Here is a 26,627-nt window from a genome sequence, read left to right as displayed (position 1 = left end):
GCCGGTGTACCGCCTCACCCGTACACCGGCTCCGGCCCCATCTCCCACACCAGGCACTCCGCTTCCGCGGCCGCCCGCAGCTCCAGCCCCCGCGCCCCGGTGATCCGCGCCGCATCCCCGGCCGCCAGCAGCGCGTCCCCGAGCCGCACCTCGCCCCGTACGACATGGACGTAGACCCGGGCGGCATCCGGGACGGCGGTGCGCCCGCCCGCCCCGAGGCGGCAGACCCGCAGCGTGGCGCCGGCCCGCGGCAGCGCCTGGGGCGCGCCGTCGGCGACCTCCCGCACCACTTCGTACTCCGGCTCGCCGCCGGGGGCGCAGGGTGTCAGCCACATCTGGACGAAGCGCAGCGGCACCGGGCCGTCGTTGCGCTCGACGTGCCGGACGCCGCCGGCGGAGCTCAGCCGCGCCAGGTCGCCGGGGCGTACGGTCGTGGCATGGCCCGTCGAATCGCGGTGGGTCAGCTCGCCCTCGACGACCCAGGTGACGATCTCGGTGTCCCGGTGCGGATGCTCGTCGAAGCCGGCGCCGGGCGCCAGCCGCTCCTCGTTGCAGGCGACCAGCGCACCGAAGCGCAGGTTGTCCGGGTCGAAATGGGGCCCGAAGGAGAACGCGTGCAGCGACACGATCCCGGCGTCCGCGTCCCCGCCCCGATAGCGTTCCCCGCCCCTGCGCACCTCGATCATCGGGCCACCGTAGCCCCACCGCTCCACCCGCTCATCCCGATAGGGCAGGCTTGGTCCCGTGTCTGAACCCGCATCGCGCGACGCGCACCCGCACTCCGCGACCCTCCGGCGGCTGGAGAACTCCTCCGGCAAGCTGGCGGCCGCCGCGATCTCCCGTATGGACGCCACGCTGCCGTGGTACCGCGCGATGCCTCCGGAGAACCGTTCCTGGATCGGCCTGGTGGCACAGGCCGGCATCGCCGCGTTCACCGAGTGGTTCCGCCATCCCGAGACGCCGCAGGCGATCAGCACCGACGTCTTCGGGACGGCGCCGCGCGAGCTGACCCGGGCGATCACCCTGCGGCAGACCGTCGAGATGGTCCGCACCACGATCGAGGTCATGGAGGCCGCGATCGACGACGTCGCGGCACCGGGCGACGAGTCCGTGCTGCGCGAGGCACTGCTGGTCTACGCCCGCGAGATCGCCTTCGCCACCGCCCAGGTCTATGCACAGGCCGCCGAGGCGCGCGGGGCCTGGGACGCCCGCCTGGAGTCCCTGGTGGTCAACGCGGTGCTCTCCGGGGAGGCCGACGAGGGCGCGGTCTCCCGGGCGGCGGCCCTGGGCTGGAACGCGCCGGAGCATGTGTGCGTGGTGCTGGGCACCGCCCCGGACGGCGACAGCGAGCTGACCGTGGAGGCGATCCGGCGCGCCGCCCGGCATGCCAAGCTCCAGGTGCTGACCGGCGTCCTGGGCAGCCGGCTGGTGGTGATCGCGGGCGGTTCGGACAATCCGCTCAAGGCCGCCAAGGCGCTGATCGGGCCGTTCGCCGCCGGTCCCGTGGTGGCCGGCCCGGTCGTCTCCGACCTGCTCGCCGCGACCCGCTCGGCACAGGCCGCGGCCGCCGGCCTGCGGGCCTGCGCGGCCTGGCCGGACGCCCCCCGGCCGGTGCTCGCCGACGATCTGCTGCCGGAGCGCGCGATGGCTTCCGACCCGGTCGCGCGGGAGCAGCTGGTGGAGGAGATCTACAGACCGCTGGAGGAGGCGGGGTCGGCGCTCCTGGAGACGCTGAGCGTGTATCTGGAGCAGGCGAGCAGTCTGGAGGGCGCCGCCCGGATGCTGTTCGTCCACCCCAACACCGTGCGCTATCGGCTCCGACGTGTGACGGACGTCACCGGCTGGTCACCGTCCGATGTACGATCCGCGTTTACGCTGCGTATCGCGCTGATTCTGGGGCGTCTGTCCGGCGCCGAGGCGCAGCCCTAGACTTTTGTCGAACACCAACAATTCCCCCGATGGTTCTTCGTCCCTGTCCCCACGGGCGGGCGGGACCTCCCACAAGAGAGAGTGTGAGGGTGCTCGTACTCGTCGCTCCCGGCCAAGGCGCTCAGACGCCCGGCTTCCTGACCCCCTGGCTCGACCTCCCCGGAGTCGAGGACCGGCTCCGCGAATGGTCCGAGGCCATCGACCTGGACCTCGTCCACTACGGCACCAAGGGCACCGAGGAGGAGATCCGCGACACCGCGGTGGCCCAGCCGCTCCTCGTGGCGGCCTCTCTGATCTCCGCGCGACAGCTCTTCCCGACCGTCGACGACGTCGCCGCCCACACCGGCGCCGCGGCCGGCCACAGCGTCGGTGAGCTCGCCGCCGCGGCCCTGACCGGCACCCTCTCCGACACCGAGGCGCTGGCCCTGGTGCGCCGCCGCGGGCTGGCCATGGCCGAGGCCGCCGCGGTCACCGAGACCGGCATGGCCGCCCTGCTGGGCGGCGACGCCGACGTCGTCCTGCCGCACCTGGAGAAGCTCGGCCTGACCCCGGCGAACGTCAACGGCGCCGGCCAGATCGTGGCCGCCGGCACCGCCGAGCAGATCGCCGCGCTGGTCGAGGACAAGCCGGAGGGCACCCGCCGGGTCGTGCCGCTGAAGGTGGCCGGCGCGTTCCACACCCACCACATGGCCCCCGCCGTCTCGGCGCTGGAGGCCGCGGTCACCGAGCTGTCCGCGGCCGACCCTCGCGTCCGGTACGTCTCCAACAAGGACGGCCAGGTGGTCACTTCCGGCCAGGAAGTGGTGCGGCGGCTGGTCGGCCAGGTGGCCAACCCCGTGCGCTGGGACCGCTGCATGGAGACCTTCAAGGAGCTCGGGGTCACCGCGCTCGTCGAGGCCGCGCCCGGCGGCACCCTCACGGGCCTGGCCAAGCGCGCCCTGCCCGGGGTGCGGACGCTCGCCCTGAAGACGCCCGACGACCTCGACGCGGCCCGTGAGCTGATCGCCACCGCCGCGGACGCCGCTCCCGCAGCACCGGCCGAATAGGAGTCGCAGCGCATGACCTCGAAGATCAAGCCTTCCAAGGGCGCCCCGTACGCGCGGATCATGGGCGTCGGCGGCTACCGCCCGACTCGTGTCGTGCCCAACGAGGAGATCCTCAAGCACATCGACTCGTCCGACGAGTGGATCCGCTCGCGGTCGGGCATCGCCACGCGCCACTGGGCGGGCCCCGACGAGACCGTCGCGACCATGGCGGTCGAGGCGTCCGGCAAGGCCATCGCGGACGCCGGCATCACGCCCGAGCAGATCGGCGCGGTGATCGTCTCCACCGTCTCGCACTTCAAGCAGACCCCGGCCATCGCGACCGAGATCGCGCACCTCGTCGGCGCCGGCAAGCCGGCCGCCTTCGACATCTCCGCGGGCTGCGCCGGCTTCGGCTATGGCCTGACGCTGGCCAAGGGGCTGGTCACCGAGGGCTCCGCCGAGCACGTGCTGGTGATCGGCGTGGAGCGGCTCTCGGACCTGACGGACCTGGAGGACCGCGCCACGGCCTTCCTGTTCGGCGACGGCGCCGGCGCGGTCATCGTCGGCCCGGCCAAGGAGCCGGCGATCGGCCCGACCGTCTGGGGCTCGGAGGGCGACAAGTCCGACACCATCAAGCAGACTCTCCCCTGGGACGTGTACCGCACCACCCCGGCGCCCGGTGGCGACGGGCCGGAGGAGCGTCCCGCCCTGGAGGCGGTCCGCTACCCCGCCATCGCGCAGGAGGGCCAGGCGGTCTTCCGGTGGGCGGTGTTCGAGATGGCGAAGGTCGCCCAGCAGGCGCTGGACGAGGCCGGAGTCAGCCCGGACGACCTGGACGTCTTCATCCCGCACCAGGCCAACATGCGGATCATCGACTCGATGGTGAAGACTCTGAAGCTGCCGGAGAGCGTCACGGTCGCCCGTGACGTGGAGACCACCGGCAACACCTCGGCCGCCTCCATTCCGCTCGCCATGGAGCGGCTGCTGGCGACCGGTCAGGCCAAGAGCGGGGACACCGCGCTGGTCATCGGCTTCGGGGCGGGTCTCGTGTACGCCGCGACGGTCGTTACTCTCCCCTAGGCAAGATCTGCGCAGTCCGGCACCGAGCACGACGTGCCGACCGCTGCGCGGACCTGCACCGCTTCACTGTTAGATCAAGCAGTTTTCCCGCTATACGAAGGAGCGCCATCATGGCCGCCACTCAGGAAGAGATCGTCAAGGGTCTCGCCGAGATCGTCAACGAGATCGCCGGCATCCCCACCGAGGACGTCAAGGTGGACAAGTCCTTCACCGACGACCTGGACGTCGACTCGCTGTCCATGGTCGAGGTCGTCGTCGCCGCCGAAGAGCGCTTCGACGTGAAGATCCCGGACGACGACGTCAAGAACCTCAAGACCGTCGGCGACGCGACCGACTACATCCTCAAGCACCAGTCCTGATCTGGCGCAGCGCATGTCGCCACCCGGCGGTGGCGCCGTCGATTCAGACACCTCTACCCGTGGAGTAAGAATTCCCGTGAACGCGACCAATCGCACCGTGGTCGTCACCGGTATCGGCGCAACCACACCGCTGGGTGGCGACAGCGCTTCGACCTGGGAGGGCATGCTCGCCGGCCGGTCCGGCGTCAGCCTCCTGGAGCAGGACTGGGCAGCCGAGCTTCCGGTCCGGATCGCCGCGCAGGCGGCGGTCGACCCGACCGAGACGCTGCCCCGCCCGCAGGCCCGCCGGCTGGACCGCTCGGCGCAGTTCGCGCTGATCGCGGCCCGTGAGGCGTGGGCGGACGCCGGCTTCACGGCCAAGGCCGGAGAGTCGGACGCGGCCGCCGGCCCGGCCGGTTCGGTCAACCCCGACCGCCTGGGCGCGGTCATCGCCTCCGGCATCGGCGGGGTCACCACGCTCCTGGGCCAGTACGACATCCTTCGCGAGAAGGGCGTCCGCCGGGTCTCCCCGCACACCGTGCCGATGCTGATGCCCAACGGGCCGTCGGCCAACGTCGGTCTGGACGTCAACGCCCGGGCCGGTGTCCACACCCCGGTCAGCGCCTGCGCGTCCGGCTCGGAGGCCATCGGCTACGCCATCGAGATGATCCGTACGGGCCGTGCCGACATCGTCGTCGCGGGCGGCACGGAGGCGGCCATCCACCCGCTGCCGATCGCCGCGTTCGGCAACATGATGGCGATGTCGAAGAACAACGACGACCCGCAGGGCGCCTCCCGGCCGTTCGACACCGACCGCAACGGCTTCGTCCTGGGCGAGGGCGCCGGTGTGATCGTCCTGGAGTCGGCCGAGCACGCCGCCAAGCGCGGTGCCCGGGTCTACGCCGAGGCGGTCGGCCAGGGCATCTCCGCCGACAGTCACGACATCGTGCAGCCGGAGCCGTCCGGCAACGGCATCGCGCACGCGCTGCAGAACCTCCTCGACAACAGCGACCTCGACCCGTCCGAGATCATGCACGTCAACGCGCACGCCACCTCGACGCCGCAGGGCGACCTGGCGGAGCTGAAGGCGCTGCACAAGGTCTTCGGCGACGACGTGCGGCACATGGCGGTCTCCGCCACCAAGTCGATGACCGGCCACCTCCTGGGCGGCGCGGGCGGCGTGGAGACGGTCGCCACCATCCTGGCGCTGCACAACCGGACAGCCCCGCCGACCATCAACATCGAGAACCTCGACCCCGAGGTGGACGCGGACATCGTCCGCGGCGAGGCCCGCGCGCTGCCCGCCGAGGGCCGGATCGCGGCGTTGAACGACTCGTTCGGCTTCGGCGGTCACAACGTCGTCCTCGCCTTCCGCACGGTCTGACGCACCGCCAGGCGGTCACCGCGGACACCACGCGGACACCACAGGGCCCGCCCGGTCAGGACGACCGGGCGGGCCCTGGTGCTGCCGCGGGCGGCCGTCAGCCGTCAAAGCTGGCGAAGTACGCAGCCGCGCCGTCCTCGCCGCCGTGGCCCTGTTCCTCGGCCCGGCGGAAGCGCTCCCCGGCCGCGGCCGCCAGGTCCGCCCGGACGCCAGCCGCCTCGGCGGCCTCGCTGATCAGCCGGAGGTCCTTGCGTGCCGCGGAAACGGTGAAGCTGGGCGCGAGTTCGCCGGAGAGGATCACCTCCGACTTCATCCGCAGGTACGGCATGTCGAGCGGGCCGCCGGCGACCGCGTCCAGGAATTCCCGCGGGTCCACGCCCAGCCCCTTGGCGAGCCCCAGGGTTTCACCGGTACCGCTGATGACCGTCAGCACCCAGTTGTTGACGACGAGTTTGAGCCGGCTGGCGGCCCCGCCCGCGGCATCCTCGCCGACCCACTGGGTGCGGCCGCCGACAATGTCGAAGACCCGCCCGGCGCGTTCCCGCAGCGCCGGCGCCCCGGCGGCGAGGACGACCAACTGCCCGTTCTCGGCAGGCGCCTTGGTGCCCAGTACGGGGGCGTCGACGAAGCCCAGGCCCTGTTCGGCGGCGAAGCGGACGAGCGGCTCCAGTGCCGCGGGCCCGACGGTGCTCATCTGGAGCCAGAGGGTGCCGGGGGCAAGGTGCGGGGCGGCCGTGCGCATGGCGTCCAGGACGGCGGGGCCGTCGAGCAGCATGGTGAGGACCACGTCGGCGCCGTCGACGGCCTCGCCCGGTGTGCCGGTGACCCGGGCCCCGTCGGCGGCCAGCGGCTCGGCCCTGGCGCGGGTGCGGTTCCAGACGCGGACGTCCAGCCCGGCGCGGGCGAGGTTGCGGGCCATCGCCGCGCCCATGATCCCGGTGCCCAGGACGGCGACCGAGAGGGTGTCAGAGGTGTTGTTGTCGGTCATGGCCGCACGCTAGGACCTGGAGTGGACTCCAGGTCAACCCCGCCTCGTGTGTCCCGTACTGCCCCGCACGGCTCCGTACGGGCGCCGGCGGACGTCGTCCGCCTCGGTGGCCCGGGGCAGCCGGCCCACGGACCGCCCGGCCCGCTCAGACGACCTGGTGCAGCCAGCGCACCGGGGCGCCCTCACCGGCGTAGCGGAAGGGCTCCAGCTCGTCGTCCCAGGGCTTGCCGAGCAGTTTGGCGACCTCGGCGGCGAGTTCGGTCTCGCCGCGGGCGGCGCGGGCGACGGCGGCGCGCAGCCGGTCCTCGGGGATGAGGATGTCGCCGTGGATGCCGGTGACGGCGTGGAAGATGCCCAGGTCGGGGGTGGAGCTGTAGCGCTCGCCCTCGGCGGTGGCACAGGGCTCGGCGGTCACCTCGAAGCGGAGCAGGTGCCAGCCGCGCAATGCGGAGGCGAGCTTGGAGGCGGTGCCGGCCTCGCCCTGCCAGGAGAACTCCGCTCTCCAGGTGCCGGGCGACGCCGGCTGGCGGATCCAGTCGAGATTGACGCGCACCCCGAGGACGCCCGCCACCGCCCATTCGACGTGCGGGCAGAGCGCTCGTGGAGCGGAGTGGACGTACAGGACTCCACGTGTCGTCACCGGGACCTCCCGTGCGGATCGAGGTTCGCCTTCCCCAGCGGCCTCGTGCCCGTTCCGGTCGCGGCCGGGACAGCTTCCGACATTCTGCCCCAGTGATCACTTCGGCACCAGCATGCGAGGTGACCTACAGTAAACACCACTAGGCGGAATTTGCCGCAAAAGGGACAGGAAATGACGTGTTGTAATTTGTCTGTGCCAACTGCACGTGCCACTTCGGGTCACCGCCCGGCAGGCACGGGGCCAAGCTACCGCGCGGCGCCGGACCGGAAGTGACGTACCGTCGGTACCCGAAGAGATATCACTCGCACGCCGGAGGGGACAGGGGATGACGCCGATCGATCAGCCCGTCCGCCCCCGCCGTCCCCGCCTCGCCACCCGCGCCGCGCTGGCCTGCGCGACGGTTTCCGCGCTGCTGGCCACCGCCACCGCCTGCGCCGACGGCTCCGCACCGCGGGGCCGGGCCCCGGCGAAACCCACCGTGAAGCCCGCGCCCGCCTGGCGTACGGACCCCGCCTCGATCGCCGCCCTCGGGGACTCCATCACCGTCGGCTTCGACGCCTGTACGGTGCTCTCCGACTGCCCGGAGGTCTCCTGGTCCACCGGCACCAGCCCCAAGGTCGACAGCCTGGCCCGGCGGCTGCTGAACAACCCGGCGGGGCACAGCTGGAACTTCGCCCGGACCGGCGCCCTGATGAGCGACCTGCCGCAGCAGATCACCGCGGCGGCGGCCCGCAGACCCGAGCTGGTCACCGTCCTGATCGGCGCCAACGACGCCTGCCGCAGCGACGTGGGGGCGATGACCTCCCCGGCGGCCTTCCGCGCCGGGTTCGAGCGGTCCATGAAGACCCTGCGGCACAGCCTGCCGCGCACCCAGGTGTATGTCGCGGCCGTGCCGGACCTGCTGCGGCTGTGGTCGGAGGGGCGCCGCAACGAGCTCGGCAAGCAGGTGTGGAAGCTGGGCATCTGCGGGTCGATGCTGCGGGACCCGGACGACCTGACGAAGCCGGCGCGGGACCGGCGGGCGCTGGTCCGGGAGCGGGTGATGGCGTACAACGAGGCGCTGGCGGAGGTCTGCGCCCGGGACGCGCTGTGCCGCTTCGACCGGTCGGTCTTCGACTACCCCTTCACCGGGCGGCAGTTGAGCACCTGGGACTGGTTCCACCCGGGGCCGAGCGGCCAGCAGGAGCTGGCGGAGCTGGCGTTCCGGACGATCACGCGCAAGGAAAACCCCCTGAAGGGTGAGGCGGCGTCCGCCGGGTGAGCCGGTCCGGCCCTCGTCGATGTCAGGGATACCCCTAAGGGCACGGTGGTGCGGGTCATACCGTGCGGGGATGGCGAAGGTCATACCGTGCGGCGACGTCCGCGGGGTGCGGGGCGGCGATGATGTTGACCATGCGGTTCGGCCGGTCCGGCCGTTCCGCGACCGCACCGTCACCACTGCTTCGGGGGAATCGCCATGGCCCGTCTCCGCGCCGCCCATCTCGTCCTGCCCTGTGCGGCACTGACCCTGCTGACAACCGGCTGCTCGCTGGTGACCGGCCCGCTCAAGTCCGCCCAGCGGACGTACGGCGTCGACGGCACCGTCCGCTCGCTGTCGGCCACGACGCGCGGCGGGGACATCGAGATCGTGCCGGTGGAGGCCGGCGTCCCCGTCAAGGTGACGGAGAAGGTCAAATACGACGACGCCAAGCCGCAGACCTCGCACACCCTCAAGGACGGCCGGCTGACGCTGACCTCCGACGACTGCTCGACGGGCAGCCACTGCGAGGTGGGCTACCGCGTACTGCTGCCGCGCGACGCCTCCGTCGATCTGCACACCAGCGGCGGGGACATCACCGTCCGCGGCGCCTCCGGCGGGATCACCGCGGACACCAGCGGCGGCGACGTCACCGTCGAGGACACCAAGGCCCGCACGGCGAAGGTGAAGACCAGCGGCGGCGATGTGCGGCTGACGCTCGACGCGGTGCCCGACGACGTGTCCGGGCGGACCAGCGGCGGCAACCTCACCATCCGTGTGCCCAAGGGCACCTACGCCGTCGACGCGGGGACCAGCGGCGGGAACCGCAAGGTCTCCGTCACGACGGACGAGGGCTCGGCGCACAAAATATCCGCCCGGACGAGCGGCGGCGACGTCTCGGTGCTCAGCCTGCAGTGATCCGCGCGGTGAGCCGGATGTCGGCGCTGCTGTGGGCCGCCTCGACGGTGTAGGTGCCCGGGACGCGGCGCCAGCCGCCATCCGGTTCGGACCAGATCTCGAAGGCGCGCCCCGGCAGCGGGATCTCCGCCTCCACGCCCTCGCCCGGACCCGCCTCGACGGTGGCGAAACCGACCAGCCATCGGGCCGGACGCTCCGGCCGGCCGGAGGTGTCGCCGGCCGGCGCGAGGTAGATCTGGACGACCTCGCGGCCGGGACGGTCGCCGGTGTTGCGCAGCCGGACGCGTACGGAGTCCGGGGTGGTGTCCAGGGAGTCGTACGCCCAGCGGGTGTAGCCGAGGCCGTGGCCGAAGGGGTACGCGGGGGCGGTGGGGATGCGCTGCCAGGCGCGGTAGCCGATGAACAGTCCCTCCTCGTAGGGCAGCGTGCCGTCGGTGGGGGTGACGGTGGTGACCGGGGCGTCGGCGAGGCGGGCCGGCCAGGTGGTGGGGAGCCGGCCGCCCGGCTCGTGGGCGCCGAGCAGGACGTCGGCCAGCGCCGCCCCGGCCTCCTGGCCGGGGAACCAACTCAGCAGCACGGCGGGGACCCGGTCGCGCCAGGGCAGTTCCACCGGGGAGCCGGAGTTGACCACGACCACGGTGCGGGGATTGGCGGCGGCGACCCGGGCGACCAGCTCATCCTGCCGGCCCGGCAGCCTGAGGTCGGTGCGGTCGAACCCCTCCGATTCGACCTCCTCGGTGGTCGCGACGACGACGATCGCGGCGTCCGCGCCGGCCGCCGCACGGACCGCCTCCTCGATCTCGGCGTCCCCGTCGCACTGCGGCTCACGATGGCCGAGGACGAAGTTCAGGGCGTCCAGGCCCCCGCCCAGGCCGAGGCGGTGCGGGAGGTACCGCAGGGTGAGCGGAAGTTCCTGATTCGCCGTCAGGTCTGCTGTCACCAGGTGCTCGGCGGGCTGCATGAACGCCTCGAACGGGTCGCTGCCGCTCTCCTGCCCGGCGCCGTCGCCGTCGAAGAGAACGGCATCGCCGAGGGTCAGCCGGAGCCGTCCCGAGCCGGCCACCGCCAGGGTGTGGGTGCCGGTGGCCCGCGGGGTGAAGCTGCCGGTGAGTTCGACGGCGTGCAGATCCCGCCGGGCCACGCCGTCGGGGAAGCTGCCGAGCACCTGGACCCGGCCGTCGAACTGCGGGGTCTCGGCGAGCACCCGGCCGTCGGCGGCGAGGTAGCGGGCGCGCAGGGCGAAGCCCTCGCGGGCGTGCGGGATCCGGGTGCGCGGGTCGGCGCCGGTGGCGAAGACCACCTCGACTCCCTCGGGGAGCGCGGCGCGCAGCCCCGCGAGCGGAGAGACGATCCCGGCGGGGAAGACGGTGGCGGAACCGCCGCCGAGCACCCGGGCGTCCCGGGCGGCCGCGCCGATGACGGCGACGCTGCGCAGCCCGTCGGCGTCCAGCGGCAGAAGCGGGCGCACACCGGCCGCGGGCGCCTCGCCCACCGGTTCGTTGCGCAGCAGGACCATGGCGCGGCGGGCCAGTTCGCGGGCGACCGCCCGGCCGTCGATGCCCCCGGGAGCATCGGCCGGGGCCACCGCGGGCGGCACCCCGTCCAGACAGCCGGTCCGGGCTGCGAGCAGCAGCACCCGGCGGACCGCGGCGTCCACCTCCGACTCGTCGATCTCGCCCGCGCGGACGGCCGCCGCGAGCGGAGCGCCGAAGACCGTGCGGGGCCCCGGCATCGCCACATCCAGGCCGCCCCGCAGGGCCCGGACGGTGTTCCGGGCCGCCGTCCAGTCGGAGACGTTGCAGCCGTCGAAACCCCATACGCCGCGCAGCACTTCGGTGACGAGGTGGTGGTGCTCGGTCATCGTGGAGCCGTTGACCTGGTTGTAGGCGGTCATGACGCCCCAGGGGCGGGCGTGGGTGACGATGTGCTCGAAGGGCGCGAGATACAGCTCGTGCAGCGGGCGCGGGGCGATGCGGTTGTCGACGGTGAAGCGGTCGGTCTCGGCGTCGTTGCCGACGAAGTGCTTGACGGTGGTGCCGACGCCGCCCTCCTGCACACCGCGCACATAGCCCGCGCCGATCGCGCCGGTCAGCAACGGGTCCTCCGAGTAGCACTCGAAGTGGCGGCCGCCGAGCGGCGAGCGGTGCAGGTTGACCGTCGGCGCCAGCAGGACGTGCACGCCCTTGCGGCGGGCCTCCTGGGCGAGCAGACGGCCGGCCCGGCGCGCCAGTTCGGGGTCCCAGGTGGCGGCGAGGGCGGTGGGGCTGGGCAGCGCCACCGACGGATCCTCCGCGCTCCACTGCCGGCCCCGGACACCGATCGGTCCGTCCGACATCACCAGCGACCGCAGTCCGATCGCGGGCACCGCCGGGAGGCTCCACATGTCCTGGCCCGAGAGCATCCGGGCCTTGGTGTCCAGGTCGAGCGCGGCGAGCGCCCGCTCCACCGCGTCGGTGTGGTCGCGGGGGTCCGTACCGGTCGCGGCGTCCGGGCCGGGGGCGGTGCGGGGGCCGGGCGCGGCGTGGCAGGCGTGCGGCTGGTCGGTCATGTGCGGCGCTCCCTTGCGTGGACGGGCGACCCCCTGGCCGAATTCTTACCGCCATACCGGGCGGCAGGTAGGCACTGTTGTTGTTCCGTTACGCCTGTGCCGCGCTGCAGAGGGGCCGGAACGGGAGGGTTACCCTCGGCCGGTGAGTGCACAGGAGCAGGGCCCGGCCCGCGGCACCCGGCGGGCCGGTGGCGGGCGCGAGGCGCAGCGCGCGGAACGGCGGCAGGCCATCCTGGAGGCCGCCATGGAGCTGATCGCCGAGCGCGGCTACCGCCGGACCTCACTCGCCGCCGTCGCCGAGCGGGCCGGGCTGACGCAGCAGGGGCTGCTGCACCACTTCCCCACGAAGGAGCTGCTGCTGGTCGGCGTACTGGAGGCACGCGACCGCTGGGACGCGGCCGCCGCGGCCTCCGGCTCCTGGCGCACCGCCACCCTCGCCCAGCTCGTCGACTACAACGCCACCCGTCCGGGCGTCGTCCAGGCGTACACCGTGCTCTCCGCCGACAGCGTCACCGAGGACCACCCGGCACGCGACTTCTTCGAGGCCCGCTTCCGCGCCGTCCGCGAGGCGCTGGCCGGCGCGCTGCGGGCCGAGTTCGGCGACCGCCTGCCCGGCGGCCTGTCCCCGGAGCGGGCGGCCCCGCTCCTGGTCGCGGTGATGGACGGACTCCAGCTGCAGTGGCTGCTGGATCCGGAACGGGTCGACATGCCCGCATCGTTCCGTGACTTCCTGACGCTGCTCGGAGGCGGGGAGACGGGGGGCGAGGGGACGGGAGACGAGGCAAGGAGATGAGCCTGCCACGGGGCCGTTGGAGGTTGAAGGAGGCCGTCGCGAGGGGTGAGGCGGGGCGGCGACCGACGGGGTGACGAGCGCGGCCGGGCCATCGCGGTCTGTGCGGGCCGCGCCGGCCGCACCGGCTGCGCCGGCTGTGCGGCCGGGAGTTATCCACAGGCCGCCGCGGGCTTGGGGCGCGATGGGCATCATGGGGGAATGATCATCGCAGCCGCACAACTCCCGTCCGTAACAGGCGACATCGCCGGCAACGCCATGCGGATGGCCCGGCTCATCACCGAGGCCGACGAGCGCGGCGCCGGGCTGGTGGTGTTCTCCGAGCCGGCCCTGACCCACTACGACCTCCGGCAGATGGCCGACGATCCGGCGAGAGCCGCCGTTCTGCCCGACGACCCGCGGCTGGCGCCGATACGGGAGGCATGCCGCGCGACCGGCGTCGCGGCGGTGGTCAACGGTCCCGGGCGCAGCAGCGAGGCCGGCGCCCTGCCCACCATCGCCAGCTTCGTCTATGGACCGGACGGTGCTCTGCTCACCCGCTACGACAAGCGGCATCTGACCGAGACCGAGAGCGCGGTGTTCGCGCCGGGCAGCGCGCACGGCCGGTTCACACTGGGCGGCATCCGCTTCGCGCTCGCCACCTGTTTCGACAGCTCTTTCCCCGAGGTGGCGGAGCGGGCCGTGGCGGACGGCTGCCGGGTGTATCTGTCCAGTGCCTTCCACAGCGATGCGGAACGGGTAGCGCGCTATGGCGAGTTGGCCCGCGAGCACGGAGTGCATGTCCTGCTCGCCAACGGCACAGGTGTGGGGAGCCCCGGGCCGGCCGCGGGGCTCAGCGGCTGCTGGCTGCCGTCCGGCGAGCGGGTGGCGTCGGCCGGTCCCGGCGGCGACGGTGCGGAGCTGGTGCTGAGCGACGTCCGGGACGCGATCACGTTGATGGCCGACCCGGCGGTGGCCGCGGTGCCGGTCCGGGAGTGCGGCGAGCCGCTGGTGGACGTGCGCACCGCCGCGCCCGAGCTGATGGCGGGTCATCTCGGGCCCGGGGCGGACGGCGAAGTCGACGGAGCGGACGGGGCGTTCGCCCTTCTGCGGGAGGGCGTGCTGCGACGGCTGCTGGCCGCGCAGGCGGCGCTGCCCGACGGGTGGCGGCTCCGGTTCATCGAGGGATACCGCCCGCCGGCCCTGCAGCGCCACTACTTCACGCGGTACGCCGATGGGCTCCGCGCCGACCACCCCGACTGGGACGACGCACGGGTCCACCGGGCGGCCAGCCGCTATGTGTCGCCGCCGGAGATCGCCCCGCACAGCGCGGGCGGCGCGGTGGACCTCACCCTGGTCACCTCGGACGGAGACGAGGTCGACATGGGGACACCGATCGACGCGTCCCCGGAGGAGAGCGGCGGCGCCTGCTACACCTCGGCGCCGGACGTGCCGCCCGAGGCCCGCGCCCGCCGCCGGATCCTGGCCGCTGCGCTGCGCGGGGCGGGCCTGGTCAACTACCCGACCGAGTGGTGGCACTGGTCCTACGGCGACCGCTACTGGGCGCTGGAGACCGGCGCGGAGCACGCACTGTACGGGCACCGGGAACTGGGCACGGAGCCCGCGACCGAGGAAGCGGACGGGACGGAAGGGACGGCGGGGAAGGAAGGCGCGGGAGGCACGGAAGGCGCGCAACGCGCGGCGGGAACGGGCGGCACGGACCTGGTGGGGGCCGAGCGGTGAGGGGCGGGCGGGGCGGATGGGGCAGGGTGACGCGACGGTCAACTACCTACCTGCGCCCGCATGTTGGCCCAGCCGGCGCAGGCCGCCGTGCCTGGTCAGACCGACCGGCCCGCCTTATTGCCTGCCCGGCTCGACCGGCCCGCCCCGCCTGCCCGGCTCGGTCCCAACCGTTCGGCCGCGCCGGCCGGCCCCCGCGGCGGTTCAGGGGACGACCCCGTCGGTCCGTACAGCCCGGTCGCCGTGATCGGCTCTGCTGGTTCCGTCGCCTCCGCCTCTGGCGGCCCTGTCAGCTCCGGCGGCTCGGGGGCCGACGTTTGCGGGAGTTACGGCAGCTCCGGCAGTTGAGCGAGTTCGTCGGCTGTGGGGTACGACGGTTGGGCGCCGGGCTTGGTGACGGCGGCGGCGCCGACGCGTACGGCGAAGCGGGCCGCCTCGGCGAGGGTCGCGCCGCCGGCCAGTCGCGTGGCCAGCGCGCCGGTGAAGGCGTCGCCGGCGCCGGTGGTGTCCACGGCCTCGACCCGTACGCCGGGCACGGTGGTCGTTCCGGAGGGGTCCAGCACCAGCGCGCCGTCGCCGCCGAGGGTCACCACGACCGAGCGGGCGCCACGCTCGTGCAGAGCGGCCGCCCAGTCGGCGGGGGTGCCGTCGGTGCGGCCGGAGAGCTGCCGGGCCTCGTGCTCGTTGACCACCAGCGGGTCGGCCGTGGCGAGGAGTTCACGATCGAGGTCCTCGGGGGCCGGGGAGGGGTTGAGGACGACGCGGGTGCCGGCCTCCTCGGCGGCAGCGGCAGCCGCCCGCACGGTCTCCATCGGGATCTCCAGCTGAAGGGAGACCACCGCGGAGGCGGCGATGACGTCCTTGGCGGCGGCCACGTCGTCCGGGGTCAGGGCAGCATTGGCGCCGGGCGAAACGACGATGCTGTTGTCGCCGTCCGGGCCGACGATGATCATCGCGGTGCCGGTGCGGGCGCTCCCGTCCACGATGACGGGGGTCACGTCGGTGCCCGCCGCGCGCTGGGCGGCCAGCAGCAGTTCGCCGAAGGCGTCGCCGCCGACGCGGGCCAGCAGGGCGGTGCGCCCTCCGATCCGGGCCGCCGCGGCCGCCTGGTTGGCGCCCTTGCCGCCGGCCGATTCCACCAGGTCCGTGCCGAGCACGGTCTCCCCCGCGCCGGGCCGCCGGGTCACCCGTACGGTCAGGTCCGCGTTGGCCGAGCCGACCACCAGGACGTCGTACATGCGCCGTTCCTCTTCTCTGTCCGGGCGTCGTTCTCTCGTGTCCATACGCCGCGTTGCCTTTTCTTCCTGCGTGTCGCCGCCCGGCGGGCGCCGGCGGCGGTGTGCTGCCCCGGTGCCGCCCGGCGGCGCGGTCAGCCGCCGAACCGGGCGGCGTTGGCCGCCGTCACCAGCACCACCGGCACCCTGACGGTCTGCGGCAGCCGCTCCCCGCGGGCCGCCTTCAGCGCCCAGTCCACGGCCTGCCTGCCGAGGAGTTCGGGCTGCTGGGCGACGGTGGCGGTGAGGGTGCCGGCACGGACGGCCCGGACTCCGTCCGGGGTTCCGTCGAACGCCACCACCTTCACATCCTCGCCGGAGCGGGCCCCCAGTGCCTTGGCGGCGCCGAGTGCCATCTCGTCATTGGCGGCGAACACCCCGGCGAGGTCGCGGTGCGCCTGGAGCATATTGGACATCACGTCCATGCCCTTGGTGCGGTCGAAGTCCGCGGGCTGCCGGGCGACGACCTCGATTCCGGGGTACTGCCGCATGCCCTCCTCGAAGCCCTGGCCGCGTTCGCGGGCGGCGGAGGTACCGGGCCGGCCTTCGAGGAAGGCCACCTTGCCCCGGCCGCCGAGCGCCTCGGCGAGGGTCTTCGCGGCGAGCCGGCCGCCGGCGACGTTGTCGGAGGCGAGGGTCGAGCCGACCTGCCCGCCGTTGACGCCGCGGTCGATGGAGATCACCGGCACCCTGGCGCGGTTGGCGACGCCGACGGCCGGGACGGCGGCGTCGGAGTCCACCGGGTTGATGATGGCCGCCTTCACCTGCTGGCTGGTGAAGGTCTCCATCTGGTTGATCTGCTGCATCGGGTCGTTCTGCGCGTCGGTGATGTTGATGTGCAGCCCCCGGGCGTCCGCCTCGGCCTGCGCGCCCTTCTTGATGCCGACGAAGAAGGGGTTGTTCATCGTGGACAGGGCCAGGCCGAGGTCGGTGTCGCCGCCGCGGTCGCAGCCGGCCAGGGCGAGGGCGCCTACCGCGAGGGCCGCGCCGAGCAGTGCCGTGCGCCGCGTCGCCGTGCGCCGCCTCATCGCGCGCTCCTTCGCCGCAGCGTGTCCAGGAGGACCGCGAGCGCGATCACCAGGCCGGTGGCGACCTGCTGCCAGAAGGCCGAGACGCTCAGCAGGTTGAGGCCGTTGCGCAGCACGGCGAGGATCAGCGCGCCGATCAGGGTGCCGGACGCCTTGCCGGAGCCGCCGGAGAGGCTGGCGCCGCCGATGACGACGGCGGCGATGGCGTCGAGCTCGTAACCGCCGGCGGCCTGTGGCTGGGCGGAGGTGAGCCGGGCCGCCAGCACGATGCCGGCGACGGCGGCGAACAGCCCGGAGAGCGCGTAGATCACGAGCTTGCGGCGCCTGACGTCGATGCCGGAGAGACGGGCCGCCTCCTCGTTGCCGCCGATCGCGAACATCGCGCGGCCGGAGTAGGTACGGGCCAGGATCAGCGCGGCGACCAGCCCCATCGCGATCATGACGAGGACGGGCACCGGCAGCCAGTCGCCCAGGGTGTCGCCGAGCGCGTTGACGGATCCGGGGAAGGGGATCGGCGAGCCGCCGGAGATGACCAGCGCCAGGCCGCGCCCGACGGACAGCATCGCCAGGGTGGCGATGAAGGCGGGCAGGCGTCCGTAGGCGACCAGGGCGCCGGAGAGCAGGCCCGCGCCCGCGCCGACCGCGAGGCCCAGCGGCACCGCGAGCCAGACCGGCAGTCCCTGGTCGGTGGCGGCCCAGGCGACGACGGTGGCCGACAGGGCGGCGACCGAGCCGACGGACAGGTCGATGCCGGCCGAGACGATCACGAAGGTGACGCCGAAGGCCAGGATCGCGGTGACCGATGCCTGGACGCCGACATTGAGGAGGTTCTGACCGTTGAGGAAGTCACGCGACAGCGCGGCCATCACCACGACCAGGGCGAGCAGGCCGCCGAGCGGGCCGTTGCGCAGCACGGCCCGGGAGAACCACGGCCCGAGGCCGCCCGGGGCCGGGCCACCGCCCGCCGCCTCGGGGACGGCTGCCGTCTTCAGTTCAGCGGACATCGGAGCCCTCCATCGCGCTCTCGTGGGTATGCGTGCCGTCGGAAGCGCCGTGCGGGGTCCGGAGCGCCAGCTCCATCACGGCGTCCTGGGTGGCCTGGTCGGCGGGGAGTTCGCCGGTCAGCCGGCCCTGTGCCATCACCAGCACCCGGTCGCTCATGCCGAGCACCTCGGGCAGGTCGCTGGAGATCATCAGCACTCCGCAGCCGGCCGCCGTCAACTCGTTGACGAGCCGGTAGATCTCGACCTTGGCGCCGACGTCGATGCCGCGCGTCGGCTCGTCCAGGATCAGCAGCCGGGTCTCGGCCAGCAGCCACTTGCCGATGACGATCTTCTGCTGGTTGCCGCCGGAGAGGGTGCGGGCGTGCTGGCCCAGCCCGCTCATCCGCACCTTCAACTGCTCGGCGACGGCGGCCGCCCGGCGCCGCTGGCCGCGCCGGTCAACGAGCCCGCCGCGGGTGTCCCGGTCGAGCCGGGCCAGCGTCAGGTTGTCCTGCAGCGAGGCGTCCAGGACCAGGCCCTGGCTCTTGCGGTCCTCGGGGACGAGCCCCAGTCCGGCCCGCATGGCGGCCCGGACGTCGCCGCGGGGCAGCGGCTCACCGGCCACCTCGACGGTGCCGGCGTCGTAACGGTCCACGCCGAAGACGGCCCGGGCGACCTCGGTGCGGCCGGCGCCGACCAGTCCGGCCAGCCCGACCACCTCCCCGGCCCGGACGTCGAAGTCGACGCCCTCGAAGACCGGCCGGGCCGGAGCGCCGCCGGTGCCCCGGGCGCCGCGGCGGGTCAGGCCCCGCACCCGCAGCAGCGGCGCGCCCGGTGCGTCGGGGCGGCGGCGCGGGTACTGCTCGGCGATGTCCCGGCCGACCATCAGCCGGATCAGTTCGTCCTCACCGGTACCGGCCGGCACCTCGGCGACCGAGCGGCCGTCGCGCAGGACGGTGACGCGGTCGCCGAGCGCGCCGATCTCGTCGAGGTGGTGGGTGATGAAGATGATGCCGACACCGGAGGCGCGCAGTTCGCGGACGATGCCGAAGAGCGTCTGTACCTCTTCGGAGGTGAGCACCGCGGTCGGCTCATCCATGATCAGGACGCGGGCGTCCAGGCTGAGCGCCTTGGCGATCTCCACCATCTGGAGCCGGGCGATGCCGAGTTCGGCGACCGGGGTGTTCGGGGAGACGTCGAGGCGCACGCGGCGCAGCAGTTCGGCGGCGCGGGCCCGCATGGTCTTCCGGTCGACCAGGCCGAAGGCGGTGCGCGGCTGGCGGCCGAGGAAGATGTTCTCGGCGACGGTCAGGCCGGGGACGAGGTTGAACTCCTGGTAGATGGTGGCGATTCCGAGCCGTTCGGCGTCCTGCGCGGAGCGGATCCGCACCTCGCGGAGCCCGTCGGCCGCGCCGTCCGGGCCCCCGTGGACGAGGATGCGGCCGGCGTCGGGGCGGTGGGCGCCGGAGAGCATCTTGATCAGGGTGCTCTTGCCGGCCCCGTTCTCGCCGAGCAGTACGTGCACCTCGCCGGCGCGCAGGCTCAGCTCGACGCCGTCCAGCGCGCGGACGCCGGGGAACGCCTTGGTCACCCCCTCGACGCGCAGCAGTTCGCGGCCGTCCGGTACGTCGTCGTTGACGCCGGTCATGCGCTGCCCCTCTCTCCTCGGTGTGTTCCTCGGGCGGGTGGTCTCGGACGGTGTGGTGGTGGCGGGCCCTCGGGTCGTATGGGCCGCATGGCCCGCATGAGCCGTATGAGCTGCACGGGCTGTATGGGCCGTATAGGACAGGTGGGACGGTGGGTCGGGGGAGCGGGTCCGTCGGGATGGTCGGCCGGGCCGGCGGGCGGGTGCGGTCAGCGGGCGGGCGCTTCGCCGCAGGAGCGGCGCCGCACCAGCCGGGCGGGCAGCAGGACCGACTCGGCGGGGCGGCCCTCGATGCGTTCCAGCAGGGTCTGCACGGCGGCCCGGCCGAGGTCGCGGGTGGGCTGGGCAATGGCGGTCAGCGGCGGGTCGGTGTGCGCGAACCACGGCACGTCGTCGTAGACCACCAGCGCCATGTCGTCGGGGACCCGCAGGCCGCGGGCGCGGAGTTCGTCCATCGCGCCGAGCGCCATCAGGTTGTCGGTGGCCAGCACCGCGTCCGGTGGTTCGGGGAGGTCGAGGAAGCCGCTCATCACCCGGCGGCCGCCGCTGGGCTGGAGATCGGGGGTGGCGCCGACCCGCTCGTCGGGGAGCGCGATGCCGTGGCCGGCCAGGGCCGTGCGGAAGAGTTCCAGGCGCTCGTCGCCGGTGGGGGTGCCGGCGGGGGCGACGATGATCGCGGGGCGACGGCGGCCGAGGGCGGCGAGGTGGGCGGCGAGGTCGGTGAGCGCGGCCCGGCCGTCGGCGCGGACGCAGGGGGCGTCGATGCCGGGAACGGCGCGGTCCAGCAGGACGAGCGGGGTGCCGGAGGCGACGGCCTCGCGGAGCATCGCCGAACCGGTGCCGGCCGAGCTGACGAGCAGGCCGTCGATCCGGCGGTCCAGCAGGGTGCGGATGTAGTCGTCCTGCTGGGCGGGGCGTTCGCCGGCGTTGCCGATGACGAGGCTGTAGCCCAGGCCCCGGGCGGCGTCCTCGACGGCGTCGGCCAGCTCGGTGAAGAAGGGGTTGGTGAGGTCGCTGATCACCAGTCCGAGCGCGCCGGTCCGTGCGGTGCGCAGGGCGCGGGCGACGTTGTTGGGCCGGTAGCCCAGTTCCCGGACGGCGGCGAGCACCCGCTCGCGGGTCTCGGCGACCGGGCTGTTGCCGTTGAGGACCCGGGAGACGGTGGCGACGGAGACCCCCGCCCGCTCCGCCACGTCCTTGATGTTCGCCATGGCTCCGTTGCCGTCCTGCCGGTGTGTAATCGATTACGCGTACCGCGCGAGGGCTACGTAATCGATTACGCGGGTGAGGCGTCAAGGCTCGGTGAAGGTGGCCTGCGTCACAGGGGGCGCCGGACGGGGCGTGGCCGGGCCTGGTCGAGCGATGCGGAACGGCGGAGGGCCGCGCCCCGTCGCGGGGTGCGGCCCTCCGTGTGCCGATGGTGTGCCGATGCCGGATGCGGCGCTGCAGACCGCTGAGGCCGCGCCGGCGGACTGGGCGGCCTCGCTTGCCCGGCAAGCTCCGCGACCTCGCTCACCCCGGCTGCCTCGATCGCCCTGACCACCTGGGTCGTCCCGTCCGGCCACCTGGCTCGTCCTGTCCGACCGCCTGGGTCGCTCTGTCCGCCCGGGTCCGTCAGGCGACGGCCAGCCTGACCTCGATGTTGCCGCGGGTGGCGTGGGAGTAGGGGCACACCTGGTGCGCCTTCTCCACGAGGTCCTTGGCGGTGGCCGCGTCGACGGTGGGGATCGAGGCGACGATCTCCACCGCGAGGCCGAAGGCACCGTCCGGGGTCTTGCCGATGCCGACCTTGGCGGTCACCCGGGAGCCGGAGACGTCGGCGTTCTCCCGGCGGGCGACGACGCTGAGCGCGCCCTGGAAGCAGGCGCTGTAGCCGGCCGCGAAGAGCTGCTCCGGGTTGGTGCCGGCACCGCTTCCGCCCTGCTCCTTGGGCGGGTTGACGATGACGTCGAGCTTGCCGTCGTCGCTGGCGACGCGGCCGTCGCGGCCGTTCTCGGCGGTGGCGACGGCGGTGTAGACGACGTCGACGGGCTGGATGGACATACCGGATCCTCCTGTGGTTCGCCGCGACTCGCGCCCACGTATCGCGACGGCTTGCCGAGGAGCCTAACGGGCGGACGCCGCCCGGCGGGAGGCGAGTCTCACAGTGCGGAGGCCGGATCGGCCGGCGCGCGGGTGGGCACGGCGCCGGCGGCCCGGAGCAGGGCGGCCGTTTCCGGGTGCGGCCCGGCCAGCGCCCAGTCCAGCGGCGCGAGACCCGTGCCGTGGTCCTCGCGGAGTTGCGGGTCGGCGCCGTGTGTGAGGAGTTCGCGGACCGCCGCGGCATGGCCCCAGCAGGCGGCGGCGCACAGCGGGGTGCCCTGCTCGCCGTGCCCGCTCTCGGCGTCGGGTGGCGCGCCCGCCGCCAGGAGTGCGCGGACGCTGTCGGCGTCACCGTGCACGGACGCCGCGTACAGCGGGGTGGTGCCGTCGGCGTCGGCCACCGCCGGATCGGCCCCGGCCCGCAGCAGCGCCGTCACGTGGGCGACCCTCGCCAACGCCGCTGCCGCGACAAGGCGTTCGGCGAGCTTCTTGCGCTTCCGGTTGTTCATGCGGGCGAGGTTACGGCCTACACCCCCACAGGCGGGCGCCCGTGGGGGCGGGCGGTACGGCCGACGCGAAGCAGGTACGGTTGCACGGGAGTTCGCCCCGTGACGAGCAAGCCGGGGAAGCGGGCGGACGGAGGCCGGGGACCCGGCGGCCAAGAGGCCGGAGGCCCAGGGCCGGGGCCGGCGACCAGGGGAGCGCACCCGCCGGCCGCCGCGCCTCCCGGCTTCCGGGCCTCCCGGCCTCCGTCCGAGCGCCGGTCTCAGTCCGTCAGGCTCACGATCATCTTGCCGGTGTTGGTGCCGCGGAGCATGCCGAGGAACGCCTCGACGCCGTTCTCGATGCCGGGGACCTTGGTCTCGCTGTACTTCAGCTCGCCGGAGCGGATCCAGGCGGAGACCTCCTCGACGAACTGCGGCCGGAGCGCCTGGTGGTCGCTGACCAGCAGGCCCTCCAGGCGGAGGCGCTTGCCGATCACCAGCGGGAGGTTGCGCGGGGCGCAGCTCGGCTCGGTGGCGTTGTACATCGAGATCATGCCGCAGATGGCGGCACGGCCGTGGACGTTGAGCGCGCTGATGGCGGCTTCGAGGTGGTCGCCGCCGACGTTGTCGAAGTAGACGTCGATGCCGTCGGGGGCGGCGGCCTTGAGCTGCTCGGTGACGTCGCCGTTCTTGTAGTTGAAGGCGGCGTCGAAGCCGTACTCCTCGGTGAGCAGCCGGACCTTCTCGTCGGAGCCGGCGGAGCCGATGACCCGGGAGGCGCCCTTGAGGCGGGCGATCTGCCCGACCTGGCTGCCCACCGCGCCGGCCGCGCCGGAGACGAAGACGGCGTCGCCCTCCTTGAACTCGGCGACCGCCAGCAGGCCCGAGTACGCGGTCAGGCCGGGCATGCCGAGAACGCCGAGGTAGGCGGTGAGCGGGGCGAGCGAGGCGTCCACCTTGGCGGCGCGGTCGGCGCCGAGGACGGCGTGCTCGCGCCAGCCGAGGCCGTGCAGGACGTGATCACCGGCCGCGAAGCCGTCGGCCCGCGAGGCGAGGACCTCGCCGATCGCGCCGCCGTCCATCGGCTGGTCGAGCTGGAAGGGCGGGACGTAGGACTTCACGTCGTTCATCCGGCCGCGCATGTACGGGTCGACGGAGAAGTAGAGGTTCTTGACGAGGATCTGGCCGTCGGCGAGCTCGGGCAGCGCAGCCTCACGGAGCGCGAAGTCGTCGGGGGTGGGCCAGCCCTGCGGGCGGGCGACGAGGTGCCATTCGCGGCTGGTCGTCGGCAGCGGTGCGGACATCGTGATCCTCCAAATGCTTCAGGTGCTGAAACAATGATGCAGCTGAACATTTCACCTTGTCAAGCAATTGGGTATCCTGGTGTGTATGACTGCGCTCCCAGACCCGCTGACCGTCGAGGTCGTCGATCTCATCGGCACCGTCGTCGCCCGCTACCACGAGGAGTACGAGCGCGCCGCGGCCGAGCACTCCCTCACGGGCGCCCAGGCCCGGCTGCTGAGGATGCTGGTGATGGAGCCGATGCCGATGCGCAAGCTCGCCCAGTGCCTGAAGTGCGAGCCGTCCAACGTGACCGGCATCGTGGACCGCCTGGAGTCCCGCGGCCTGGTGGAGCGCCGCCCCGATCCGGCCGACCGCCGGGTCAAGCTGGCCGTGCCGACCCCCGACGGCCGGGAGACGGCCGAGCGGCTGCGCACGTCGCTGGACTTCGCCCGCCAGCCGCTCGGCCGACTGACGGTCGCCGAGCGCACCCTGCTCAAGGAGCTGCTCCAACGCATGCTGGGCGTCGCACCGGAAGCAGACGAGGCGGACGAGGCGGGCGGGGACGCGGGCGACACCGGGCGGGCGGGGAAGGCCGGCACAGCGCGGTAGGCGGGAGGGCAAACCGAGGCGGGAGGCCGGGAAAGCGGGCGCGGCGGGCGGCGCTTGAGCTGAGGCGGCAGGCCGGGAAGGCCGGCGGGTGGGGGCGGTGGCCAGCCGCACGGCAGCCGAATTGGCCCAGACATACGGCGGCGGAGTGTCCCAGCCGACCGGGCCGGTGACGCCCTAATCTGGACCGCATGACGCACCAGAGCCCCACCCGGCACTCCGTTGACTTCTACTTCGACCCCATCTGCCCGTTCGCCTGGATCTCCTCCCGCTGGATCCTGGAGGTGGAGCGCCGACGGGACATCGACCTGCGGTTCCGGGTGATGAGCCTGTCCGTGCTCAACGAGGGCCGCGAGGACCTCCCCGAGAAGTACCGCGAACTGCTGGACGCCGGCTGGGGTCCGGTGCGGGTGTGCATCGCGGCCGCCCAGGAGCACGGGGGAGGAGGTGCTGCGCGACCTGTACACCGCGCTCGGCACCCGTATCCACAAGGAGGGCCGGGAGGACACCGCGACCGTCATCGAGGAGGCGCTCGCCGAGGTCGGGCTGCCCGCCGGGCTGGCGCGCGCCGCGGAGACGGACGCCTACGACGACGCGCTGCGCAAGAGCCACCACGAGGGCATGGACCCGGTGGGCGAGGACGTCGGCACGCCCACGATCCACATCGACGGGGTGGCCTTCTTCGGCCCGGTCCTGATGTCGATCCCGCGGGGCGAGGACGCGGTACGGGTCTTCGACGGCGCCCGGCTGCTCGCCGGCTACGACCGGTTCTTCGAACTGAAGCGGACCCGCACCGGCGAATTCGACTTCAGCTGACGTCAGTTGACGGCGACGGGGGCGGCGTCCTCGGAGGCGCCGCCCGTCGCCGCCCCCGTCTTCCCCGTCGCCGTCTCTCTCGTCTCCCCTGCCTTCGCCGCGACCCGTGCCGTCCCCATGCCGCGCAGCAGCGCCACCGCCAGGACGGCCGCCGCGGCCATCACACCCGCGGCGCACAGCACGGCGGCGTGCAGTCCGTGCGTGAAGGCGTCCCGGGCGGCCGCCACCAGCGCGTCACCGGCCCGGCCCGGAATCCGGGCGGCGACCGCGAGCGCGCCGGCCAGGGTTTCCTGCGCCGTCCCGGCGGCCTGATCCGGGAGACCGGCGGGCAGCGCGCCCCGGATGTCGTCCCGGTAGACCGCGCTCCCTATGGTGCCGAGGATCGCCATGCCCAGGGCACCGCCCAGTTCGGTGCCCGACTCCAGCAGCGCCGAGGCGGAGCCCGCCCGCTCCGGCGGTGCGGCGCCGAGGGCCAGTTCGTTGCCGAGCGACATCACCACCACCGATCCGGAGGCGTAGACCGCGGATCCGCCCAGGACGAACCACAGCGGCGAGGACGGCTCCAGCCAGGACAGCCACCCGAAGCCGCCGGCCGCGACGGCGAAGCCGAGGGCGAGGACGAAGGCCCGGTCCAGCCGGCGGGCGAGCACCGCGGACAGCGGCGCCATCCCGCCGACGGCAAGGGTCGGCAGCAGGTTCCACAGCGCCGCCCGCAGCGGGCTCATGCCCCGTACGGCCTGGAGGTACTGGGTGAAGAACACCGCGCAGCCGACGACCGCGAACATCGCCAGCAGGTTCATCAGGACCGAGCCGCTGAACCCGCGGTTCCGGAAGAGCTCCAGATCCAGCATGGGGTGGCGGGCGGTGCGCTGCCGCTGGACGAAGGCCGCGGCCGCCAGCGCACCGACTGCCAGGGCTGCGACGGGCAGTGCGGCCACGCCGTTCCGGGCGATCTCCTTGATGCCGTAGATCGCGGGCAGCATCGCCGCCAGGGAGAGCGCCGACCCCAGGAGGTCGAAGCGGCCGGCGGCGCGGTTACGGAACTCCGGGAGCAGCAGCGGCCCGCAGAGCAACAGCAGGGCCATCGCAGGGGTGTTGACCAGGAAGACCGAGCCCCACCAGAAGTGCTCCAGCAGCGCCCCGCTGAGCACCGGGCCGAGGGCGATCCCGCCGGTCACCGCGGCGGACCAGATGGCGACGGCCTTGCCGCGCTGCCGCGCGTCGAGGAAGAGGTTGCGGATCAGGGCGAGGGTGGACGGCATCAGGGTGGCGCCGCCGACGCCGAGCAGCGCCCGGGCGGCGATGAGCATCTCGGCGCTCTGCGCGTAGGCGGCGAGGCAGGAGGCGAGTCCGAAGAGGACGGCACCGGACAGCAGCAGCCGGCGGCGGCCGATGCGGTCGCCGAGCGCGCCCATGGTGATCAGGAGGCCGGCGAGGACGAAGCCGTAGACATCGAGGATCCACAGCTGCTGGACGGCGCCGGGCTCCAGTTGGGCCGTCAGGAACGGAACGGCGAAGTAGAGCACCGAGACGTCCATCGAGACGAGCAGGCAGGGCAGCAGGAGGACGACCAGGGCGGTCCACTCCCGGCGGCCCGCGGTCGGTTTCGGCGTCGGGGTCGGCGCACCCGGCACCTCGGAAGTATACGCGGTAAACGACATGCCCGACAGCGTAAGCACACTGGGTTTACGGCACAAACCTCTTACCGCACATGGGAATTGGGACTGCATCACACTAGTGCACCTGAGAGCTGGCCCGGCCGGTGACAGCGGCGCTGCTACGCTCAAAGCCCCGGTAAACCCCGGGGATTTCCTGTGGGTGCACTAGT

General features: G+C 73.4%; 21 protein-coding genes and 2 pseudogenes. 11 read left to right on the top strand and 12 right to left on the bottom strand.

Features of this window, described 5'->3' with window-relative positions:
* Positions 1-14 precede the first annotated feature (14 nt).
* Positions 15-686: a pirin family protein gene (locus ACRAS8_RS24545; protein ID WP_438488153.1), complete on the bottom strand. Its 672-nt coding sequence runs from the start codon at positions 684-686 to the stop codon at positions 15-17.
* Positions 687-744: 58 nt separating this feature from the next.
* Between ACRAS8_RS24545 and ACRAS8_RS24540 the strand changes: the two genes are divergently transcribed.
* The 5 genes from ACRAS8_RS24540 (at position 745) to ACRAS8_RS24520 (ending at position 5,756) form a co-directional block, all read left to right on the top strand.
* Positions 745-1,929, top strand: a complete 1,185-nt coding sequence (locus tag ACRAS8_RS24540) for a PucR family transcriptional regulator (protein WP_438488152.1) — start codon at positions 745-747, stop codon at positions 1,927-1,929.
* A gap of 89 nt (positions 1,930-2,018) precedes the next feature.
* Positions 2,019-2,975, top strand: coding sequence for an ACP S-malonyltransferase (locus ACRAS8_RS24535; protein WP_438488151.1), 957 nt, complete (start codon positions 2,019-2,021; stop codon positions 2,973-2,975).
* Between the two features lie 12 nt (positions 2,976-2,987).
* On the top strand, positions 2,988-4,034 hold the full coding sequence (locus ACRAS8_RS24530) for a ketoacyl-ACP synthase III (RefSeq protein WP_438488150.1): 1,047 nt from the start codon (positions 2,988-2,990) through the stop codon (positions 4,032-4,034).
* Between the two features lie 110 nt (positions 4,035-4,144).
* Complete coding sequence (locus ACRAS8_RS24525; RefSeq protein WP_100601360.1) at positions 4,145-4,393, top strand: acyl carrier protein; 249 nt, start codon at positions 4,145-4,147, stop codon at positions 4,391-4,393.
* A gap of 76 nt (positions 4,394-4,469) precedes the next feature.
* The gene (locus ACRAS8_RS24520) at positions 4,470-5,756 is read left to right on the top strand and encodes a beta-ketoacyl-[acyl-carrier-protein] synthase family protein (RefSeq protein ID WP_438488149.1); all 1,287 of its coding nucleotides are present in this window, start codon (positions 4,470-4,472) and stop codon (positions 5,754-5,756) included.
* A gap of 97 nt (positions 5,757-5,853) precedes the next feature.
* Here ACRAS8_RS24520 and ACRAS8_RS24515 read toward each other — a convergent pair whose 3' ends face one another.
* Positions 5,854-6,744, bottom strand: a complete 891-nt coding sequence (locus ACRAS8_RS24515) for an NAD(P)-dependent oxidoreductase (RefSeq protein WP_438488148.1) — start codon at positions 6,742-6,744, stop codon at positions 5,854-5,856.
* 145 nt (positions 6,745-6,889) lie between these two features.
* Positions 6,890-7,384 carry a DUF3145 domain-containing protein gene (locus ACRAS8_RS24510; RefSeq protein WP_438488147.1) on the bottom strand — a complete coding sequence of 165 codons (495 nt, stop codon included), beginning with the start codon at positions 7,382-7,384 and terminating at the stop codon, positions 6,890-6,892.
* Positions 7,385-7,709: 325 nt separating this feature from the next.
* On the opposite strand from ACRAS8_RS24510, the gene ACRAS8_RS24505 reads away from it, so the two are divergent.
* Together ACRAS8_RS24505 and ACRAS8_RS24500 are read left to right on the top strand one after the other, a co-directional pair.
* Positions 7,710-8,645 (top strand): SGNH/GDSL hydrolase family protein, encoded by a 936-nt coding sequence (locus ACRAS8_RS24505; RefSeq protein WP_438488146.1) that lies wholly within the window; start codon positions 7,710-7,712, stop codon positions 8,643-8,645.
* 195 nt (positions 8,646-8,840) lie between these two features.
* Complete coding sequence (locus ACRAS8_RS24500) at positions 8,841-9,539, top strand: DUF4097 family beta strand repeat-containing protein (protein WP_438488145.1); 699 nt, start codon at positions 8,841-8,843, stop codon at positions 9,537-9,539.
* On the opposite strand, the gene ACRAS8_RS24495 is transcribed toward ACRAS8_RS24500, so the two are convergent.
* Positions 9,526-12,087 (bottom strand): beta-glucosidase, encoded by a 2,562-nt coding sequence (locus ACRAS8_RS24495; RefSeq protein WP_438488144.1) that lies wholly within the window; start codon positions 12,085-12,087, stop codon positions 9,526-9,528. The genes ACRAS8_RS24500 and ACRAS8_RS24495 overlap by 14 nt on opposite strands.
* A 142-nt stretch (positions 12,088-12,229) precedes the next feature.
* On the opposite strand from ACRAS8_RS24495, the gene ACRAS8_RS24490 reads away from it, so the two are divergent.
* Positions 12,230-12,880, top strand: a complete 651-nt coding sequence (locus tag ACRAS8_RS24490; protein ID WP_438488143.1) for a TetR family transcriptional regulator — start codon at positions 12,230-12,232, stop codon at positions 12,878-12,880.
* 198 nt (positions 12,881-13,078) lie between these two features.
* Positions 13,079-14,599, top strand: coding sequence for a nitrilase-related carbon-nitrogen hydrolase (locus ACRAS8_RS24485; protein ID WP_438488142.1), 1,521 nt, complete (start codon positions 13,079-13,081; stop codon positions 14,597-14,599).
* Between the two features lie 323 nt (positions 14,600-14,922).
* Here ACRAS8_RS24485 and rbsK read toward each other — a convergent pair whose 3' ends face one another.
* The 7 genes and pseudogenes from rbsK to ACRAS8_RS24450 form a co-directional block, all read right to left on the bottom strand.
* Complete coding sequence (rbsK, locus tag ACRAS8_RS24480) at positions 14,923-15,834, bottom strand: ribokinase (protein WP_438488141.1); 912 nt, start codon at positions 15,832-15,834, stop codon at positions 14,923-14,925.
* Between the two features lie 131 nt (positions 15,835-15,965).
* Positions 15,966-17,902, bottom strand: a pseudogene (locus ACRAS8_RS24475) (ABC transporter permease/substrate-binding protein).
* Positions 17,892-19,529 (bottom strand): sugar ABC transporter ATP-binding protein, encoded by a 1,638-nt coding sequence (locus ACRAS8_RS24470; protein WP_438488140.1) that lies wholly within the window; start codon positions 19,527-19,529, stop codon positions 17,892-17,894. The pseudogene ACRAS8_RS24475 and the gene ACRAS8_RS24470 overlap by 11 nt, the downstream one beginning before the upstream one ends.
* A gap of 206 nt (positions 19,530-19,735) precedes the next feature.
* Positions 19,736-20,737, bottom strand: a complete 1,002-nt coding sequence (locus ACRAS8_RS24465; protein WP_438488139.1) for a LacI family DNA-binding transcriptional regulator — start codon at positions 20,735-20,737, stop codon at positions 19,736-19,738.
* A gap of 403 nt (positions 20,738-21,140) precedes the next feature.
* On the bottom strand, positions 21,141-21,569 hold the full coding sequence (locus ACRAS8_RS24460; RefSeq protein WP_438488138.1) for an organic hydroperoxide resistance protein: 429 nt from the start codon (positions 21,567-21,569) through the stop codon (positions 21,141-21,143).
* Between the two features lie 98 nt (positions 21,570-21,667).
* Positions 21,668-22,117, bottom strand: a complete 450-nt coding sequence (locus tag ACRAS8_RS24455) for an ankyrin repeat domain-containing protein (protein ID WP_438488137.1) — start codon at positions 22,115-22,117, stop codon at positions 21,668-21,670.
* A 257-nt stretch (positions 22,118-22,374) separates the two neighbouring features.
* The gene (locus ACRAS8_RS24450; protein ID WP_438488136.1) at positions 22,375-23,397 is read right to left on the bottom strand and encodes an NADP-dependent oxidoreductase; all 1,023 of its coding nucleotides are present in this window, start codon (positions 23,395-23,397) and stop codon (positions 22,375-22,377) included.
* Positions 23,398-23,482: 85 nt separating this feature from the next.
* Here ACRAS8_RS24450 and ACRAS8_RS24445 point away from each other — a divergent pair, with 85 nt between their 5' ends.
* Together ACRAS8_RS24445 and ACRAS8_RS24440 are read left to right on the top strand one after the other, a co-directional pair.
* On the top strand, positions 23,483-23,986 hold the full coding sequence (locus ACRAS8_RS24445; RefSeq protein ID WP_438488135.1) for a MarR family winged helix-turn-helix transcriptional regulator: 504 nt from the start codon (positions 23,483-23,485) through the stop codon (positions 23,984-23,986).
* A gap of 188 nt (positions 23,987-24,174) precedes the next feature.
* A pseudogene (locus ACRAS8_RS24440) lies at positions 24,175-24,799 on the top strand (mycothiol-dependent nitroreductase Rv2466c family protein).
* Positions 24,800-24,801: 2 nt separating this feature from the next.
* On the opposite strand, the gene ACRAS8_RS24435 reads toward ACRAS8_RS24440, so the two are convergent.
* A complete protein-coding gene (locus ACRAS8_RS24435; RefSeq protein WP_438488134.1) occupies positions 24,802-26,460 on the bottom strand; it encodes an MFS transporter in 1,659 nt (552 codons plus the stop codon).
* Between the last annotated feature and the right edge of the window lie 167 nt (positions 26,461-26,627).

The sequence above is a fragment of the Streptomyces sp. S186 genome, from assembly GCF_051603415.1.
GTDB lineage: Bacteria > Actinomycetota > Actinomycetes > Streptomycetales > Streptomycetaceae > Streptomyces.
The sequence above is the reverse complement of the archived record's forward strand: the minus strand, read 5'-3'. Positions and strand labels throughout refer to the sequence as shown.

Excerpts from the sequence above, each read along its gene's own strand:
- ACRAS8_RS24460 (WP_438488138.1), bottom strand. The coding sequence starts at position 21,569 with ATGTCCATCCAGCCCGTCGACGTCGTCTACACCGCCGTCGCCACCGCC.
- ACRAS8_RS24450 (WP_438488136.1), bottom strand. The coding sequence starts at position 23,397 with ATGTCCGCACCGCTGCCGACGACCAGCCGCGAATGGCACCTCGTCGCC.
- ACRAS8_RS24495 (WP_438488144.1), bottom strand. The coding sequence starts at position 12,087 with ATGACCGACCAGCCGCACGCCTGCCACGCCGCGCCCGGCCCCCGCACC.
- ACRAS8_RS24545 (WP_438488153.1), bottom strand. The coding sequence starts at position 686 with ATGATCGAGGTGCGCAGGGGCGGGGAACGCTATCGGGGCGGGGACGCG.
- ACRAS8_RS24445 (WP_438488135.1), top strand. The coding sequence starts at position 23,483 with ATGACTGCGCTCCCAGACCCGCTGACCGTCGAGGTCGTCGATCTCATC.
- ACRAS8_RS24515 (WP_438488148.1), bottom strand. The coding sequence starts at position 6,744 with ATGACCGACAACAACACCTCTGACACCCTCTCGGTCGCCGTCCTGGGC.
- ACRAS8_RS24435 (WP_438488134.1), bottom strand. The coding sequence starts at position 26,460 with ATGTCGTTTACCGCGTATACTTCCGAGGTGCCGGGTGCGCCGACCCCG.
- ACRAS8_RS24530 (WP_438488150.1), top strand. The coding sequence starts at position 2,988 with ATGACCTCGAAGATCAAGCCTTCCAAGGGCGCCCCGTACGCGCGGATC.
- ACRAS8_RS24485 (WP_438488142.1), top strand. The coding sequence starts at position 13,079 with ATGATCATCGCAGCCGCACAACTCCCGTCCGTAACAGGCGACATCGCC.
- ACRAS8_RS24470 (WP_438488140.1), bottom strand. The coding sequence starts at position 19,529 with ATGACCGGCGTCAACGACGACGTACCGGACGGCCGCGAACTGCTGCGC.
- ACRAS8_RS24525 (WP_100601360.1), top strand. The coding sequence starts at position 4,145 with ATGGCCGCCACTCAGGAAGAGATCGTCAAGGGTCTCGCCGAGATCGTC.
- rbsK (WP_438488141.1), bottom strand. The coding sequence starts at position 15,834 with ATGTACGACGTCCTGGTGGTCGGCTCGGCCAACGCGGACCTGACCGTA.
- ACRAS8_RS24500 (WP_438488145.1), top strand. The coding sequence starts at position 8,841 with ATGGCCCGTCTCCGCGCCGCCCATCTCGTCCTGCCCTGTGCGGCACTG.
- ACRAS8_RS24455 (WP_438488137.1), bottom strand. The coding sequence starts at position 22,117 with ATGAACAACCGGAAGCGCAAGAAGCTCGCCGAACGCCTTGTCGCGGCA.
- ACRAS8_RS24505 (WP_438488146.1), top strand. The coding sequence starts at position 7,710 with ATGACGCCGATCGATCAGCCCGTCCGCCCCCGCCGTCCCCGCCTCGCC.
- ACRAS8_RS24465 (WP_438488139.1), bottom strand. The coding sequence starts at position 20,737 with ATGGCGAACATCAAGGACGTGGCGGAGCGGGCGGGGGTCTCCGTCGCC.